Origin of the sequence: Tardiphaga sp. 42S5 (assembly GCF_034044155.1) — a bacterium.
In the GTDB taxonomy this organism is placed as follows: domain Bacteria; phylum Pseudomonadota; class Alphaproteobacteria; order Rhizobiales; family Xanthobacteraceae; genus Tardiphaga; species Tardiphaga robiniae.
The window spans coordinates 1885086-1901710 of sequence record NZ_CP139027.1 but is presented as its reverse complement, the minus strand read 5'-3'; the positions used below and the strand labels follow the sequence as shown (position 1 = coordinate 1901710).

General features: G+C 59.7%; 17 protein-coding genes. 6 read left to right on the top strand and 11 right to left on the bottom strand.

The genetic code is table 11. From position 1 onward, the window contains the following. Positions 1–63: 63 nt before the first annotated feature. From SFY93_RS08845 to SFY93_RS08830, 4 genes are all read right to left on the bottom strand, one after another. The gene (locus tag SFY93_RS08845) at positions 64–747 is read right to left on the bottom strand and encodes a Fe2+-dependent dioxygenase (protein WP_320446799.1); all 684 of its coding nucleotides are present in this window, start codon (positions 745–747) and stop codon (positions 64–66) included. After that, entirely contained in the window at positions 741–938 is a 198-nt protein-coding gene (locus SFY93_RS08840; RefSeq protein WP_320446798.1) for a hypothetical protein, read from the bottom strand. Before SFY93_RS08840 ends, SFY93_RS08845 begins: the two co-directional genes overlap by 7 nt. A 6-nt stretch (positions 939–944) precedes the next feature. After that, positions 945–3452, bottom strand: a complete 2508-nt coding sequence (locus tag SFY93_RS08835; protein ID WP_320446797.1) for a TonB-dependent receptor — start codon at positions 3450–3452, stop codon at positions 945–947. Between the two features lie 85 nt (positions 3453–3537). Further along, positions 3538–4605 (bottom strand): tetratricopeptide repeat protein, encoded by a 1068-nt coding sequence (locus tag SFY93_RS08830; RefSeq protein ID WP_320446796.1) that lies wholly within the window; start codon positions 4603–4605, stop codon positions 3538–3540. Between the two features lie 1005 nt (positions 4606–5610). Between SFY93_RS08830 and SFY93_RS08825 the strand changes: the two genes are divergently transcribed. Beyond that, positions 5611–5790, top strand: coding sequence for a hypothetical protein (locus SFY93_RS08825; RefSeq protein WP_320446795.1), 180 nt, complete (start codon positions 5611–5613; stop codon positions 5788–5790). Here SFY93_RS08825 and SFY93_RS08820 read toward each other — a convergent pair. Both SFY93_RS08820 and SFY93_RS08815 read right to left on the bottom strand, forming a co-directional pair. Continuing rightward, on the bottom strand, positions 5763–6569 hold the full coding sequence (locus SFY93_RS08820; RefSeq protein ID WP_320446794.1) for an AraC family transcriptional regulator: 807 nt from the start codon (positions 6567–6569) through the stop codon (positions 5763–5765). The genes SFY93_RS08825 and SFY93_RS08820 overlap by 28 nt on opposite strands. An 873-nt stretch (positions 6570–7442) precedes the next feature. Continuing rightward, positions 7443–8243 (bottom strand): AraC family transcriptional regulator, encoded by an 801-nt coding sequence (locus tag SFY93_RS08815; protein ID WP_320446793.1) that lies wholly within the window; start codon positions 8241–8243, stop codon positions 7443–7445. A gap of 409 nt (positions 8244–8652) precedes the next feature. Between SFY93_RS08815 and SFY93_RS08810 the strand changes: the two genes are divergently transcribed. The 5 genes from SFY93_RS08810 (at position 8653) to SFY93_RS08790 (ending at position 12213) form a co-directional block, all read left to right on the top strand. Beyond that, positions 8653–9051, top strand: a complete 399-nt coding sequence (locus SFY93_RS08810) for a hypothetical protein (RefSeq protein ID WP_320446792.1) — start codon at positions 8653–8655, stop codon at positions 9049–9051. Between the two features lie 118 nt (positions 9052–9169). Beyond that, the gene (locus tag SFY93_RS08805) at positions 9170–9568 is read left to right on the top strand and encodes a hypothetical protein (protein WP_320446791.1); all 399 of its coding nucleotides are present in this window, start codon (positions 9170–9172) and stop codon (positions 9566–9568) included. A gap of 135 nt (positions 9569–9703) precedes the next feature. After that, entirely contained in the window at positions 9704–10432 is a 729-nt protein-coding gene (locus SFY93_RS08800; protein ID WP_320446790.1) for a helix-turn-helix transcriptional regulator, read from the top strand. 95 nt (positions 10433–10527) lie between these two features. Next, the gene (locus SFY93_RS08795; RefSeq protein WP_320447729.1) at positions 10528–11160 is read left to right on the top strand and encodes an acyl-homoserine-lactone synthase; all 633 of its coding nucleotides are present in this window, start codon (positions 10528–10530) and stop codon (positions 11158–11160) included. A gap of 105 nt (positions 11161–11265) precedes the next feature. Further along, positions 11266–12213 carry a LysR family transcriptional regulator gene (locus SFY93_RS08790; RefSeq protein ID WP_320446789.1) on the top strand — a complete coding sequence of 316 codons (948 nt, stop codon included), beginning with the start codon at positions 11266–11268 and terminating at the stop codon, positions 12211–12213. On the opposite strand, the gene SFY93_RS08785 is transcribed toward SFY93_RS08790, so the two are convergent. Genes SFY93_RS08785 through trbL form a run of 5 tightly spaced genes read right to left on the bottom strand, consistent with a single transcriptional unit; the run spans position 12186 to position 16622 of the window. Then, entirely contained in the window at positions 12186–12428 is a 243-nt protein-coding gene (locus tag SFY93_RS08785; RefSeq protein WP_320446788.1) for a DUF2274 domain-containing protein, read from the bottom strand. The genes SFY93_RS08790 and SFY93_RS08785 overlap by 28 nt on opposite strands. Positions 12429–12437: 9 nt before the next feature. Then, a complete protein-coding gene (locus tag SFY93_RS08780) occupies positions 12438–13652 on the bottom strand; it encodes a TraB/TrbI/VirB10 family type IV secretion system protein (RefSeq protein WP_320446787.1) in 1215 nt (404 codons plus the stop codon). Next, a complete protein-coding gene (gene trbG, locus SFY93_RS08775; protein WP_414717137.1) occupies positions 13649–14662 on the bottom strand; it encodes a P-type conjugative transfer protein TrbG in 1014 nt (337 codons plus the stop codon). Before trbG ends, SFY93_RS08780 begins: the two co-directional genes overlap by 4 nt. A gap of 17 nt (positions 14663–14679) precedes the next feature. After that, entirely contained in the window at positions 14680–15363 is a 684-nt protein-coding gene (trbF, locus tag SFY93_RS08770) for a conjugal transfer protein TrbF (protein ID WP_320446786.1), read from the bottom strand. Beyond that, positions 15363–16622: a P-type conjugative transfer protein TrbL gene (gene trbL, locus SFY93_RS08765; RefSeq protein ID WP_320446785.1), complete on the bottom strand. Its 1260-nt coding sequence runs from the start codon at positions 16620–16622 to the stop codon at positions 15363–15365. The genes trbF and trbL overlap by 1 nt, the downstream gene beginning before the upstream one ends. Positions 16623–16625 lie beyond the last annotated feature (3 nt).

Genomic DNA, 16625 nt, shown 5'->3' with positions numbered 1-16625 from the left:
GCCGGGAATGCATCCAAAGCGCGCCACTCCGAGCGCCATAGCGCTCGGAGATCTAGCAGCTTGTCATAGCTCCGCCCAATGCCGCAACAGATTGTGATAGACGCTGGCCAGCGCAACTGTCGCGTGCGACTCGCCTTGCAAGAGATGACGCGTCTCCATGATACCTAGGTCGAGATCGTAGAGTAGCGCCCGACGCCCATCGTCCTTGACGATGGACTGGGTCCAGAAAAACGACGACCAGCGGCTGCCCCGCGTGATTACGTTGACCTTGTGCAGACTGGTCGAGGGATAAATGACCATGTGGCCGGCCGGTAACTTGACTTCCTGGCTGCCATAGACGTCCTCGATCACCAGTTCGCCGCCCTCATAGTCTTCCGGCGGCGTCAAGAAGAGCGTCGACGAAACGTCGGCGCGCATTCGCATGTTCGCACCCGGAATCGCGCGAATTGCACCGTCGACATGGGCATCGAACTTCATGCCCGTGTCGTAGCGGTTGAACAAAGGCGGCAGGACGCGGAACGGCAGAGCGGCACTGTTGAAGATAGCGTTGCGTCCAAGCGCGCGCAGGATCACATCCCCGGCCTCAACGGCCGCGGGGGATCCTTCCGGGACTTGCAGGTTCAATTTAGCCTGCGCGGCTTGCTGGCCTGCTGTGGCTTTGCCGTCGATCCAGGTGGCGGCTTCGATCACAGCTCTCACCTTTGCAACTTCATCGACCGTAAGGACGTCGGGGATTCGAATCAACATGCGGCGAACCAAAGGAAAGGGCTGATCGTGAGCATCAGGGTGCAGGGGGTGAGCCTTAGGAAAAATTCAGCGTGTCGTCTGCCTGCGTCGCTCGCGATCACCCGCCTCTCGACCATTTCCGAAGCTTCGATCGTGGAGGTGACGCTTACGACTTCCTCTTTCGGCAGGATATCTGGATTCACGGTCATCATGTCGGATCAGAACTTCATGCCAACAGTGCCCGTGACTGTTCGTCCCGCAATCGGGGAGGCGTAGCCGTTCCCGAAGGCGGCACTATAGGCCAGTGCATCGGTCAGATTGGTGACGTTAATCGCGAGGTGGTATCGATCAAAATCATAGGACACCATGGCGTCGAGCGTGATCGCGGCGGGGATGCGCAATGAATTTGCGTTGTTGACATAGTAGTCGGATCGGTAATTGACACCGCCACCGACGAGCAGTTGACCGGGAAGGCGCTGGCCACCGGAAAGCTCTTGGATGAGAGGCACGATGTCGTAGGTCGTCCACAAGGAGGCTCCATGCTCAGAGACGTAAGGCACGCGGTTGCCGTCGGTGGACACGGGGTTGAAGACGGAGATCGACGACGCGATGATCTTGCTATCCATGTAGGCGTATGAGGCCTGCACATTCCAGAGGTCCGTGATCTTTCCTGTCAGTCCCAGTTCGACGCCTTGCACCCGAACCTTGTCATCCGTCGTTGTTTGGACGCCTGATGTTGGATCGGTGTAGGAGGTGTTGTCCTTGTCCACGCGAAACAGCGCAGCGGTCGCTCCGAGGCGGCCATTCAGGAGGCTCCATTTGCTGCCTACCTCATAAGTGGTATCGGTTTCTGGCTTCAGGTTGGAAGTTCCGGTAACTCCGACGATCGACAACGACGAGCTCAGCGACGTAATGTTATTGGCGGGCGGCGTGAATGATTGCGCATAGCTGAAATAGTAGGTCTGCTCCTTGGTCGGCTCCCAGATCAAGGAGGCCTTAGGGCTCGCGAATTCCGTGGTCGTCTCGATCGGCGTCCCGGAGACATTGCCCTGAACGTTATAATGGTCCCAGCGCACACCGCCCAGGACGGAGAGTTGGGGCGTCAGCCATACCCGGTCGCTGATGAAGGGCCCGACATCCCAGCTCCGCGCTGTGGTGCCGGTAGCCGACAGAAGATTCGAGAAGTCCGACGAGTTCTGGAAGATCGGGTCCAGCAATGTCCCGTCAGAGCTCGACCCGCTCGGTATGTAGAAATTAATCTTCGAATGCTGGGCATAGACGTCAATTCCCGCGACGAGTTCGTGCCGCAAGAAGCCCGTGTTAAATCGCATGGTCGCCGAAGTGACGTTCTCTCCACCGTAACTGGTCTGCTTGGTGCCGCCGACCGGCCAGCGGGTAAAGGCTGTATTGAGGTTGCCCGCCGCCACGTCCCTGGCGCAGGTGCTCGACGGGATGCCGTAAATGGCAGTGAGAGGAAAAGCGACATCCATGCACATCGATGGCGTGAACTTGACATCCCGCGCGTAGTAACCGAAGCGCGAGCTGTTCGAGAGAGTGAGCCAGTCGCCAAACTCGCCCTTGTAGAGGACCGTGGCGACGTCTGCGTCCATCAAATCGCGATCGCTCTCGCGGCCAAAATAGTTTGAGCGCGGCACGCCATTCTCGGTGAGGGGTTCGCTGACGGACGATCCTCCGAACTTGCCCATCGGCACGCCGAAATCGGGGCGGCTGTTGCTGTGCTGGTGGAAATAATTCATGATGACCGTCTGGTCGGTGCCAAGACCGAATCCGATCGAACCGAGCACGCCCCAGCGCTTCGAATACACGTTGTCGCGGTTCACGATGTCCTGCCCACTGCCCATGGTAACGATCCGCAGCGCCGTAGTCGTATCGATCTGGCGATTGACATCAAGCACACTGCGTCCGTAAGGACCCGAGCCACCCGTCACCTCGATCGAATTCGCATTGCCGAGATGCGCCTTCTTGCTGTCGAGTTCGATCACGCCGCCGGTGGTACCGTTACCGAAGCTCTGCGAGGATGGTCCTTTGAGAACCAAGATGTTCTCGGTGGCGAAGCTGTCGCGCACGTAGGAACCGAAATCCCGCAGTCCATCAACATAGAGGTCACCCGATGCATCGAAGCCGCGGATGCGGAACTGGTCGCCGGTAATGCCGCCGTTGCCTTCACCTGTCGCGACCGTGATGCCCGGCACATATTGCAACACCTGGTTAACGGTGGTCGCTTGCTGCTGCTGGATCACCACCTGTGGAATGACGGTGATGGTCTGCGGGATGCTCTGAATCGGCCCGGGAAGGCGGTCGAGGCCGGTGCCTGTTTGAAGCGTGTTGCTGGTCGGCCCACCGGCACCTTGGCTACTGTTTGCCGCCGTGGCTGGCGCGGCCGCCGAGAGAGGTTTCGCCTGCGAAGGCCGACGCGGAGCCGCAACGCGCCGGTCCGGCCCCCGCTTTGCGGCAGCGGAATGCTTACGGGAGGAAGGCGCCTCGACTGTGACCGGCGGCAGTGACTGTCCCTGAGCTTGCGCAACAAGCTGTCGAGATGCAGTTGACGAGGCCGAAAGCGGGACGGACGGATCATTCGGCCCGGCAGGCTGGACCACGTCCCGCGCCTCGGCTTCCTCAACGGGGACGAATAGCAAGCCGCTGGCAAGGCTGGCGGAGGCCGCTACACCGGACAAAACCGGCCGCAAGGTTTCGATCGTTCTCATAGTGTTCCCCTTCCCGTAGATTGAACGCGCAAATCGGTGCTGACGCGCGTGCAGACCGCAAGACCCGAGCGACTCGAACAACGCATCATTCTTTGCCGGAGCCGCGCTTGCCCCAGCATGGCCTCCGGCGGCGGCGCCTTAAGGTTGCTGCGGCTTGATTGAGATCGCGCGGCCCCGCGAGGCCATCGTCAAGCGCGCAGGCGTGGGCAAATAGGTCTTCTGGCGCCCCGACTTCCGCACAGCGCCGCAGCGCTTCGATTCCGTGGATCCGCAACTCTGGCTCAGGACGTGCAAGCAACAGCGCCGCGACACGGCGTCGAAATCCATTGTCGCTGATAGCGATGGCGCTGTGAAACCACTTGTCCGCGGCGTCGCGATCTCCCTGGCGGAGCAAGATCGTCGCAAGGTTGAACTGCGCCCAATGATCGCCGGCATTCGCAGCTTTCAGATACCAGAAAGCCGCGCCGTCGAGATTGGGAGACCCTGCCCAGCCCTCTTCTAGGAAGCGCGCAAGCGAGTTCATCGCCTTGATATTGGCCTTGCTGTTTCCGCCTTCGGCGGCGGCCTTGAACAGCGCAAAGCAACGCGGGCGGTCTTCCGGAGCGCCGGTGCGCATCAGCATCTGGGCAAGATTAACTTGGGCCCAGAGATGGCCGGCCTTGGCCGCAGCCTCGAAAACCTCGGTGGCACGGCCGGCATTGACCGCGACGCCCCACCCCTGCTCGTGGCAGCGCCCGACCATGTTGAGCGCCTCGATATCGCCGCCGTCCGCCGCCATTGCAAAGGCATGGAAAGCCGCCACCGGATCGCGCGGAACCAACTTGCCGTCGAGCAAGATCTGCCCCCACACCGTCTGCGCTGCCGGGATGCCATCATCAGCAGCCGCGCGGATCGCTCGAAGAGCCTCCGTGGGATTCTCGCTGAAAAAACGCTTGAGCTCGGCGGCATCCGCATAGCGCCGCCGGATCGCGATCAGAGGTCGCGCGAACCTGATTTCAGTTGCAGGGTGCCGCACGGGCCGCGCGCCCAGAAGACTTCCAAATGCGACACGTGCGAACCTCCTAAGACGGTAGGGTAGCGACGCTGATGCCACTGCATTGAACCCGCGGTTGATGGATGAAGAGCCGAGTGTCGAAAAGGCGACGTCGCGCAACGTCGGCGTTCCCGCCAACATTCTTCACAGCTGCCCAAGCCGACGCAGTCAGACTACCGGCCCGCCGCCCACGCCACAGTGCACCGCAACGACAAATCGTTTCGCAAAACGGACTCCGCATGTGCTGTCACGGCACCATTGGACGATCGGCGTGCTTCCGCCGCGAGTCATGCCGTCGCTTCTAGCGCGAACCTGGCCCGCAGAATATCAATGAAAGCACGTGCCGAATGCCCCCGAAAACGCTGCAGTCTATCTCGACGTAACCATCGCTTCTTGAAGATGCATTCGCTTGAGAAAAATTTCGACTTGGGTAGTACCACCGACATCCAGGCCCGGGCGCCGCCAAGTCCTTCGGCGCGTCCGCGGTGCCTAATTTTTTGCGGCGAGTCGCCTGGATCGACCGCGCGGCGTCAGCGTAAAGCCGATGGCGCGGTATCGCCCCTGACGATGGCCATGGGGTCCATGACTATTGGCAAGGCCGACCGCGCCGCTGCCCTGCCGTCGGCCCGCGAGTGAACGCCTCGCACCACCCGAACTTGCGGCAAAAATACCCCGCCGGTCCGCTGATCGCGGGCCGGATCAGACCATCGGCCAGAGCTTTGAGATATCCGCGTTCACGTGGCGTGGGCTGCCGATCGAAGACCGGCGAGAAGGTCAGGGAATTCTATTCCATCGCGCTGCATTCGGCGGAGGTCTGCCAGTGTCGCATCGACGATGCGATGGCGACGCGAGCCACATTGCGCAATTTGCCATCATATTTTCACACCGGCTAAGGTGGCCCGAGGCCGACTACGATTGCTGCGGTTGCTGAAATCGCGGCCTCTGTAATCGCACATGGCGATGGTTACGCAACAGCGGAGCGATTATTGCGTGAAGACGGGCAATGAGCCGTCCCTAACAAGTTGCGGGGCAATTAGCTTTTGATCGCGAACCAAGCTCTGCCAAAGCCGTTAAGCATGAAATTGTCAGCGTCTGCTTCGCCTGAAGTCGTCCGCGGCGCGGCGATTGAACAAGCGCACCTCGAAGAACTCTGCAAAGATGAGGCTACTGACAAAAGACCCGATGGGCGAATTGGATCGGATAGCGCGCACGGTCACCAGCGAATGGCGAAACAACTTGCTGCGGCATGGCATGCCCGATGTGATGATCGGCAATCATCAGGCCGTGGGCGCGACGGCGCCGTAGCGATCTGCGAAGTAGCGCGCCGGTGGCTTGCCTACCGTCTTGCGGAACATCGCCGTGAAGCCACTGGCGCTCTCATAACCAAGATCGACGGCAACGGCCTGGACCGTCTGCCCGGCGCGGAGCCGACGCAGGCCAACGAGGACATGCAGTTGACGCCGCCAGCGCCCGAAGCTCATGCCCGTCTCCTGTTGCAGCAACCGGCACAGTGTCCGTTCTCCGAGTCCGACGCGAGACGCCCATTGGGCCACCGTCGCCTTGTCGGAGGGATCTGAGATAACCGCCTCGGCGATGCGCCGGAGCCGCGGGTCAGTCGGCATCGGCAGGCTCATATGCTGGGTTGGAGCTGTCGTCAGTTCATCAATAATGACGCCGGCGAGACGGCTTTCACGACCAAAGTCATCCGTCGCAGCAGGCTGCCGGGCTGCGCGTCGGAGCAACTCCTGAAATAGTGGGCACACGGCGACAAGGCAGCACGAGCGCGGCATCGTTGCGGCACACTCCTCCTCGACGAATAGACAATACGATTCCATACTGCCGCTGCCGCTGCTGCGATGGGCGACGCCGGGCGGAATCCAGATCGCACTTTGCCCTGGGATCACCCACGCGTCGTCGGGGGTTTCACACGTGACGACGCCGCGCGCCATGTAAAGGAGCTGGCCTTTGCGATGTTCATGGGCCGGCTGGGTCCAACTGGACAAGGACGCGTCAAATCGCGAGACCACGACCGCCCTCGATATCTGGTCGGGATCAAAGGTGCTCAATGCGTCGACCAGAGGCAAATTTCACCCTTCTCTCGGCTCTCGCTGACGGCAATTAGGCGCACGTTGGCAAGATGCCACACCTGGATGAAGTCGCTGGTACGCGAATCGAAAATCGATCGCAATCTCAACAGATTAGATCATCTCAAAACTGGAGTTCTGTCCGGCTGCTTGCAGTAGCCGAATAAACGAGGTTCGTTACACCGCCCCAGCGGGTCTGACTAAGGAATAATTTTGAGACGCCTAGCTGTTGCAACCACATGGGTACGGTTGTCGGCATCAAGCTTGGTGTTGATGTTGCGAAAATGCGTGCGGTGTTAATTCCGACGATCTCGCCCGGGTGTTCCGATTTGATCTCGCCCAGGATTCGGAGATGATCTCGCCCACCATTCCGATCTGATGTCGCCCGGGGCGCGAGGCCGCAAATCGGCCCGCGTTGACCAGGTGCCAATTGGTCCGAAATCTGTCTTCGGCTGAATATTGGTGCATGGGGAGCGACAGCAATCCGGTTTTTCAGCGCTAGGCCCCGAATGCCAAATAGCGAAAACAGCGGTGGTTGCGTCGTGCTTGATCCTCCCAATTGTTTTGAAGAGCGTAATCCGCTTGGAAACTCCCGGCCATATTGAAAGCCCGTCACTCATTTTCACTGATGTGAAGAAGAATCTGTCATTGCTCGGCTGGAGGGGAGGACAGTTTTCGAGAGTAATGACCACTTCTGGCGGATAGGTTCTGCAGGCGATCTTCGAGATGGAACTTAGCGTTCACGAACTGAAGGGACGTCGGATCGTCACGTATGTTGAATGGGTCGCACCTGATTATCCTGCCGAACCTCCGGGAATCGAGTGTAGTGCTTCATGTTAGCTCGAGTACCATCCGCGTGACTGCGCGCTAAGTTTAGCTCTGCTTCTGTTGATCAAGCAGGTAGCGCCCCGGCGGCTTACCGAGCACCTTGCGAAACATCGTTACAAAGCTGCTGGCGCTTTCGTAGCCGAGATCGAATGCGACCGTTTGCACGCTCTTGCCGGCGGCCAGGCGCTGGAGGGCGAGGATGACATGGAGCTGTCGGCGCCAGCGGCCGAAGCTCATGCCGATCTCCTCCACAAACAAGCGGCTAAGGCTGCGCTCGCTGAGCGCGACGCGCGAAGCCCATTCGGCGAGCGTTGCACGGTCCGTCGGGTTGGCAAGCAACACCTCCACGAGCTTCCTCAATCGCGAATCTCCTGGGATCGGGAGACGGAGATTCTCGAGCGGTGCCGCCGCGAGTTCGTCAAGGATGACCGACACGAGGCGACTGTCGCTGCTTTCGATCTCATAGAACTCCGGCAAGTCCGCCGCGCGGACGAGCAATTGTCGCAACAGGTTCGACACAGCGATCGTACAGCATTCAAGCGGCAGGTCCGGGGTGGCCTCGGGCTCGACGAAAATACATAGGCATTCGATGTCACCCGATCCAAAGGCGGTGTGCGGCAGTCCGCCCGGAATCCACACGGCGCATTGTGGTGGCACGATCCAGATGCCGTCATCGACCTCGCAGTTGATAATGCCGCGGACGGTGTAAAGCAGTTGCGCCTTCCGGTGATGGTGCTGACGCGACTGCTCCCAGCTTTCGAGGTTACCGGTGAAGCTGGCGGCGACGAGATCGCGGGGCACATTGTCAACGTGCGCGGACACATCGGCTCCGGCGTCTAGGTGCATGGATGGCCTCGTTTGGTTTGCCTGTTTGGCCGGATTGGAACATACGATGGCCAATTTGCGCAATGACGCCGTGCCGATAAAAATGCAACTTTCGTTCAATCCTCAGGGAGCTCGATCGCGGGCGGGCATTCGCGAGTGGAATAAATGATCGCCATGTCTGACATGTTGACCGAGTCCAAGAGAGCCCGCGTGGACGCAGGGAGGCCGGACGTCTGACAAAACTGATGATGCGTTGGTTCTTCCACAAGGCCGTGGTTACCAAGGTCGAAGCGCTGAGCTCGAACTTCCGTGGGATGTCGCTGGCCGGGCAAGACCTGAAGACAGCGACATGGGTCGCCGATGGTCCGAGCAGAGCGAGCCGGTGGAACCGACGCATAGACCGGTCTTGTAACGATAGGAGAATACAAAAATGGCCAGCAAGGATCAAAACAGAATCGTATTGTTCTGGCTGTCGTGCGCAGTTGGCGCCGTACTCTTTGTGAGTATCCAGTCGTTCTCGTATCTTGCCGACTATATCAGGGCAAATGGTGCGACGCCCGCAGTCACGTTCGATTCGAGCGCGTTGTGGATGCTGTCCATCTTCTACGGAGCCTGGCTCGTCCCGGTGCTGCTCGCTTTGGTGGGAACGTCCGCAACGAATTGGGCGATGCTGATCCTCGGCGGTCTTCTTGCGAGCCTGAATACGCTTGCTGGTGTCTTCGACGGCCTGCGCGATGGAGGACATATCGCCTTCTCGGCGTTGACGTGCATCGCGCTTCCCGGTGTCTGCGCCGTCGTCGCATCCTGGCGCCACGTCAGGAGAGGATGAACGGTTTTGACCGGCGGGATGCATAGAATGTCTGCAGCTCGAGATGGTCTCAAGCAACCACAAGATTACACTTGCTGAGATGCTCCATCATTACTGATAAGGTCGATCTGAAATGTCGATGGATAGCTCCAATTTTCCTATCGTCTGGATAGGCTTTGAGCATGAGGTCGGACACGACCCTCAACGGGACTTCGAAGAATTCGAAGTCAATCTGAAGCGCGGCACACCGTTCGTCCTCTTGAGCGATTCCAATCCAGGGGAAGATCATGAGCATTCGCAAGAGGAGAAGAAGCGTACTTCGCTTTGGATGAAGAAAAACAAAGCCGAGCTACGCAATCTGGTCCTGGCGATGGTCATGATCGAAGCCAGCAGCGCCAAACGCCTCGGGTTCAAAGCTTTTGCCGTGGTATTCGCAAAATTTTGGGGCTATCCGCTGATGCTTGCCTCCTCCCGGGAGGAAGGCCTGGAAATCGCAGAAAAACTGCTGTCGCAGAGCGGCAAGTCGTCAGCCGCCTGATGTGTCGATACGACAGAACGAGCGATCGCTGCAAGTTCCGGCTCACGCCGACTGCCGCTTTTCAGTTTCGAGCATAAGTCATTTTGGGCTCAGCGAATTGGTACGAGCATGTAGTCCCGCCCATATTGTCTCGATATGCACCGCATTTTTCAAACCTATATCGATCGTCTCTCCGAGAGCACCGACGCAGTGGCGCTTCGGGAGAGCATGGCAGAGGCTACTCAAGCGCTCGACCTGTCCTGTTTCGCCTATCTGCGCATTTCAGAACAAAAAGGTGGTGCTCCCCAACTGATATCGACCTACCCATCCACCTGGACAGCGCAGTATCTAAAAAACCGCTACGAGCGTTTCGATCCTGTGATCACCCAGGTACTCGAAGGTACTGAGCCCTTTCAATGGGGCCTCAACTCGGGAAAGCACATATTATCTCGTCCACAGCGCGAGTTATTCGAGGACGCCGCTAGATTCGGCATCGCGTGTGGCTTTACAGTTCCTATTCACGATGGTCGTGGGCCAATAGCAGCCGTTACTTTTGCAGCAGACGAGCATCACGGTGCCGCCTTCGCTCGGCGTGTCGAAGCGCACAGACAAGTACTTCAGCTCATGGCGATGTGCTTTCACGCGCATGTTCGACGCAAAATCTCGCCCGGTCGTGTGATCGACGGCGTGTCATTATCGCCTCGCGAATTCGAATGCTTGGAATGGGCGGCGCAAGGCAAATCTGCCTGGGAGATCGGGCGTATTCTTGGCATTTCTCGGCATACGGCGGCCACGCACCTCGATAACGTCAAGACTAAGCTCAGAGTTCGGACTATCATTCAAGCTGTCGCCCGCCTCATGTTATCTAGATCGAGTATCAAATAGGCTCCGCGCCCAATCATATCCCGTAGCTACGGGAGGTGCGCCGCTTTCTGGCTTCGTCTTCAATGCTGAAAGGTCAGCAATCGAGGGCGCAACAAATGATGCAGCTAATTACGTCAAGTTACTACGGTCAATTTATCGATGACCTCGCGGAAATGCACCGCCTGCGGTACCGCGTATTCAAAGAGCGGCTCGATTGGGACGTTCAGTTCAGCGGCGACATGGAGATCGACGAATTCGACGCACTTTGCCCTGCGTATTTGATCCAGCGAGTACACGATAACCGCGTGCAAGGCTGCGTGCGCCTACTCCCCTCGACCGGCCCCACCATGCTGCGCGATATTTTTCCCGTTCTCTTGGACGGAGCATGCGCTCCCGCTAGCCCGACCATCTGGGAAAGCAGCCGCTTTGCGCTCGATGTTGCAGCCGACGCGCCCAAGGGCGCTCACGGCTTGGCGGTCGCGACCTACGAACTGTTCGCGGGCATGATCGAGTTCGGTCTGTCGCGACAGCTGACTGAGATCGTCACCGTCACAGATGCCCGGATGGAGCGGATCTTGCGCCGCGCCGGATGGCCCTTGCAGCGGATAGGTAGCCCTCGCCCGCTCGGCAGCACCGTGGCGGTTGCGGGCTATCTGGAGATTTCGTCACTTGCCTTGGCACGCGTGCAGACCGCTGGCGGGTTGCACGGACCCGTGTTGTGGGCGCCAGTCGCGATTCTGGCTGCCTGACACTTTTATAGAGCCTCCGCGAGCTTTCCCCGGCGACGTCTGCACGCAGACGTCACCATTTTCCCTCGACGGTCTATCGAACATCAAGGCATCGCGGAAAGAACCATGGCAAACGATAAGGGACGACCTGACGCCCGGCCGCTGGGTGTTGATCTACAGCAATTGCGATTCGCGGTGACCGCTGCAGATATTGGCAGCTTTCGGCAAGCTGCGGATGTATTGCGGCTACGTCAGTCGCAGATGAGCCGAAGTGTCCGCCAACTCGAACACTCGATTGGAGTCGTCGTGTTCGAGCGATCGAGCGGTGGCGTGAAGCCAACACCCGGCGGCCGCGAGTTTCTCAGGGCGGCAAGAGTAATCTTGGAGCAAGTTGATGCGCTCGTCGCGAGCGCACAAACGAACAGGCGCGGAGAAACCGGTAGATTAGCGGTCGGATTTTGCACGTCTCTTTCGGCCGGGAATCTGCGCAAGACTCTGCTCGAATTCAAGGTACACTCTCCGCATATCGAGCTTGTCACCGTCGAGCGATCGCGAACGCGCCTGACGACTGCGCTGCGAAACGGAACGCTCGATATCCTCATCGTGACCGGCGTTTCGCCTCTTCCAGAGAGTCAGACTTTCCCGCTCTGGAGCGAGCGGATCCTGGTGGCCTTGCCGAAGGATCATCCCTTGACGACGCGAGACGTCGTTTTGTGGACCGACCTTCGGGATCAAACAGTTTTGCTGAGCCAATATGACCCCGGACAAGAACTTGAGAACGTCCTGATTTCGAAGCTGTCATTGCCTGGGGAAAGGCCTCAAATAGAGCGCCATGACGTCAGTCGGGGCATCGTCAAAAGCCTGATCAGCATGAAGCTCGGGATCAGTCTGGTCATGGAATCCGACATCGGCGCCAGCTTTGCCGGTTTGGTTTACCGCGAATTGCGCGACGGAATACGGCCGAGCTACCTGAGCTTTTCGGCACATTGGCGCGGTGACAACGAGAACCCCGCTCTACACGCCTTTCTGAAACTATTGGCCGAGCGCTACCCGTCATCGGCAACGGGTGAATGAGCCGCGCGTCGCGATTTCGCGAATCCTCGATCCGTCGCCATGAATCGCATCAACATGGGCGCGATCAGCTTTGACGGATCATTGACCGGCTGGCCGGTTTCACGTGCGAGGGCTCCCGCATAGGCGACGAGATCACGATGCACCACGGCCGGCAATTCGACGGTGACCTTGACAGGCTTGTCGTCAGCAAGCACTCCGATTTTGAGCTTGGCCATCTTCATTCCTCACCCTCTATAAGGCTCCAGTACGAGGTCGCGATTGACGATCACGCGAACTGGAAATCCCGGCCTGATCGTCAGCGTTGGCTGGATGTTGAGATTGCGTTCAACGATCTTCTGGCCAGTTCGATTGAAGCTATCGCTCGATCCACGGCGAAGGGCCTGGATGATGTCGCCGTTATTGCCGGTGTCGGAGCCGGCTCCTACTTCGCTGCCGACTGCTAGGAGCGTCGACAGGAGTGCCGCCTTGAAGAGAGCGCCCCAATGATTGTCGACTTCATCCTCCAGACCCGCATAGCCGCCTGCATTCGCGCCTGGCTGGCGTTCGAGCACGATCGAACGGCCGTTGGGCATGATCAAGCGTGTCCAGACCAGCAGCACACGTGACTGACCGAACGCGATCTGGCTGTCGTAGGTTCCGATCAAACGAGCGCCCTGCGGGATAAGCAGCAAGCGACCGGAAGGTGTGTCAAAAACATTCTCGGTCACCTGCGCCGTGATCTGCCCGGGCAGATCTGAGCGGATGCCGGTGATGAGTGCCCCAGGAATAAACGTTCCTGCCTGAACCACATACGGAGAAGCTGGTTTCGTGACGCGGTCAGGGCTTGTGGTACGGCGGTCAACCGATGCATTGACGAAGGCAAGTTTGCGATCCTGGCCGTTCTGCGCAAAACCGTCGTCAGCTCCCGGCATAGACGATGAGGCGGCTCGGTCTACGCCCGAAGCCAACGCAGCAGAGGGCGTCGTCTCGCGGACATTGGTGGAGGCGAACACACGGCTGACCCGTGCGGCTTCGGTCTCCTGGTCACGACGCTGTTGCTCTTGATCGAAGCCAGTCGTGGTTGTAATTGGCGGCTGTCCCTGAGCGGCAAGGATTGGCCTGCCGAGATCACCAGGAAGCGGTGGGCCCAGCGAGGGCACTTGACGTGAAACGCCAGCATAGTCCCGCGGCAATCCGGCGAGGCCATCAGCGACGTTATGATGATCGGTGCTGTAGAGTTCGTCTGGCGCGGGTCCGCGGGAGCGGTTGCTTTGCAGAGCCCAAAGCACGGCACTCCCAACAAGAACCAATGCAACGGCGGTCCCTCCTGCCAGAACCTTACGGGATAGCCGCGTGACGCGTGGATGATCTGCCCTTAACCGGAAGCCATGCGCCAATTCTTCCGACCTGTTCGGCTCGCCGGGCTGCCCGCTACTGTCATTGCTCTGAAGTGTGCTCATGACGACGGCCTCCCATCGGTCCGGACAATCCGGACTTTCTGCTGATGCTCGCCACCGAGCCGCAACTCCGCGGCAGCAAAGAGCCGGTCGACAACCAGGACGTTACCGTAGGCACGGTAATTCACGATCTCGGTCTTGCCGTCGTGGCCAATGACGAAGAGAGGCGGCATCTCGCCTTGAACGATGCCCTGCGGGAATTCGATGTAAACCTTGCGTCCATCATCATAAGCGGTCAGCGGCCGCCAGGGCGGACCGTCGCCCTCGATGGCATAGCGAAAGCGACGCTGCGTCGGATCGGGTAGCACCGGCGTCAAAGGCGCGGCCCGCACCCTTCCCATCCTATCCTCCGGATAGTACCAGGCGACCGAAGGCATATAGGGTTTTTCGCGGGCGCGAAGCTCGATCAGGTAGGTGCGCCGATCGGTGTTGATGACGAGATTGGTTTCGATCGAAGCGCGCGTGGGCTTCACCAGAATATGGACGCGGCGGGTATCTCCGTTGCCGCTTTCGGTATCGCCGACCACCCAACGAACGGTGTCGCCTGCCGCGACCGGGCCGGATCCCGTGAGCTGTTCGCCTTCCTCGAGCGCGATATCGGTGATCTGTCCGGGGGCAGCGTAAATTTGGTACAACGCACCCGGACTGTAGGCGTAAACTTGTGCAGCGTTAAAATATCCCTTCTTGCGCGGTTCGACTCGAGCCGCACTGTTCGCCGTCTCGATCCGGCTCACCGGCTCGGTCTCCTCCTTGCTACCGGACTTACCGCCAAGGGCCGGTTTCCACGCTGGTGGAACATGAAGCGGCCGCGGCTTGTCGTCGGCAGGTACCGGTGGCGAAGGCAATAGCGGAACATCACTGTCGTAACTAATCTCGGGTGGCTTGAACGTGGAGCAACCACCCAAAGCCGAAACGCAAAGCAGCAGGGCCGGAAGTATCGCCTTCCCGAGCGCCAGACCATTTGATCTGAGCCACACGGGGCGGCTGCACGAAGTACGGCGCGGAGAAGCCATATTGCGAAATTCATGATTCACTGCCCAAGCTCCTTCGACCAGTTGATGGCGTGGACGTAGACGCCAAGGGGGTTCTTACGCAGCCGATCGGCATCGCGCGGCGTCTCGATGACGACGGTGAGAATGGCAGTCCAGCGCTCGGTCGAACTGAGAGACCCGTTGTCGTAGGCACGCTGAACCCATGCCACGCGAAAACTCTCCGGCGAGGCGCGAATAACGCTCGATACCTCGACCGACACCTGCACTTTGCCGAGCCTGGCAAAGGGATCGTTGGTGCGGGCGTAGTCATTGAGGGCGGCAGCACCGCGATCGGTCGTGAAGTCGTAGGCGCGCAGCCAATTCTGACGCAGCACGATGGCGTCAGCCGGCAGGCCCCGGACATCCTCGATGAATCGCGCGAGGTGGTAGGCGATCTGCGGATCTGTCGGCTGGTAGTCTGTATTGGCCGGTGCCACTCGTTGTGCCTGGCCAAGACGATCGACCTCGACCACCCAAGGCGTGATCGTGCCTTGAGTCGACTGCCAGACGAGACTGCCGGCGAGACCCGTCGACAGCGCGAGGCATCCGAATGCCATCAATCGCCAGTTTTTTGCCTGCACGCGGGCCGACCCGATACGGTCATCCCAGACCTGCGCTGCTTTTTGATAGGGCGTGACCGGCTCGGGCGTGCGGCCGTAGTGAACGGATGGACGTTTAAACATCAGTGGTTTCCTTCAGAGAGATCGATCGATGCGCCGCCTCCGCCATGGTCGCCCGAGCGAACGGCATGGGTGACGGCTGATGCGCCATGGCCGACGGTCTGCGCACGCTTCATGCGCCGCGCCCACTCGGGCGGACCATCCGGCGCGGTGTTCTCGGTCTCGGCACCCGCGCCCGCTGTGGTTGGCGCCTGCCCAGCCGATTGAGCGCTGTTACTGAGAGTTGCCGCGGCCCGACGCAGCGGGCTTGCCACTGCCGAGAGCCCGGCGTCGGCGACACCGCTGAGGCCGCCACTGCGATAAGCCGCGGACGCACCACTTGTGAGCGCGGTGCCACCTCGCGCGGCTCCTGCTATCGCTCCTCCGGCAAGCCCGGCTCCGCCCGCAGCCAAACCCGCGCCGGCGACAACAATGCCGCCGGCAGCAAGGCCCGTTCCGACCGCGGCACCCGCGCCGAGCTGAGGTCCGCCGGACACCAGGCCGTTAGCGATCCCAGGACCGAAAATACCGAGACCGAGCAGTGACAATGCCGCCAGCACCAGCGCCATAGCGTCTTCGATGGTCGGCTGCCCGCCGTTGAACCCAGACGTGAATTGAGTAAACAGTGTCGAGCCGATGCCAACAATGACGGCAAGAACCAGGACTTTAATGCCTGACGAGACGACGTTACCGAGCACACGCTCAGCCGCAAATGCGGTCTTGCCGAACAAACCAAAGGGGATCAGCACGAAGCCGGCGAGTGTCGTCAGCTTGAACTCGATAAGGGTCACGAACAGCTGGATCGCCAGAATGAAGAAGGCGAGCAGCACCACGACCCAGGCGAATAACAGGACGACGATCTGGACGAAGTTTTCGAAGAAGCTGATGTAACCCATCAGACCTGAGATCGAGTCGAGGATCGGCCGGCCGGCATCGAGGCCAACCTGGGCGATCCGTCCCGGCCGCAGGAAGTCCGCTGATGACAGGCCTGTGCCGGAGGCTTTCAGCCCGAGACCGGCAAAGCTCTCGAACACGATACGCGCAAGGCTATTCCAGTTGCCAATCAGATAGGCGAAGACGCCGACGAACAGAGTCTTTTTGACGAGCCGTGCGATCAGATCGTCATCGGTGCCCCAGCTCCAGAACAAAGCCGCGAGGGTAATGTCGATTGCAGCCAACGTCGTTGCAAGAAAGCCAACTTCGCTGCCCAGAAGGCCGAAGCCAGAATCGATATAGCGGGTATAGGTATCGAGGAACTGATCGATCACGCCGGTGCCGGTCATGGC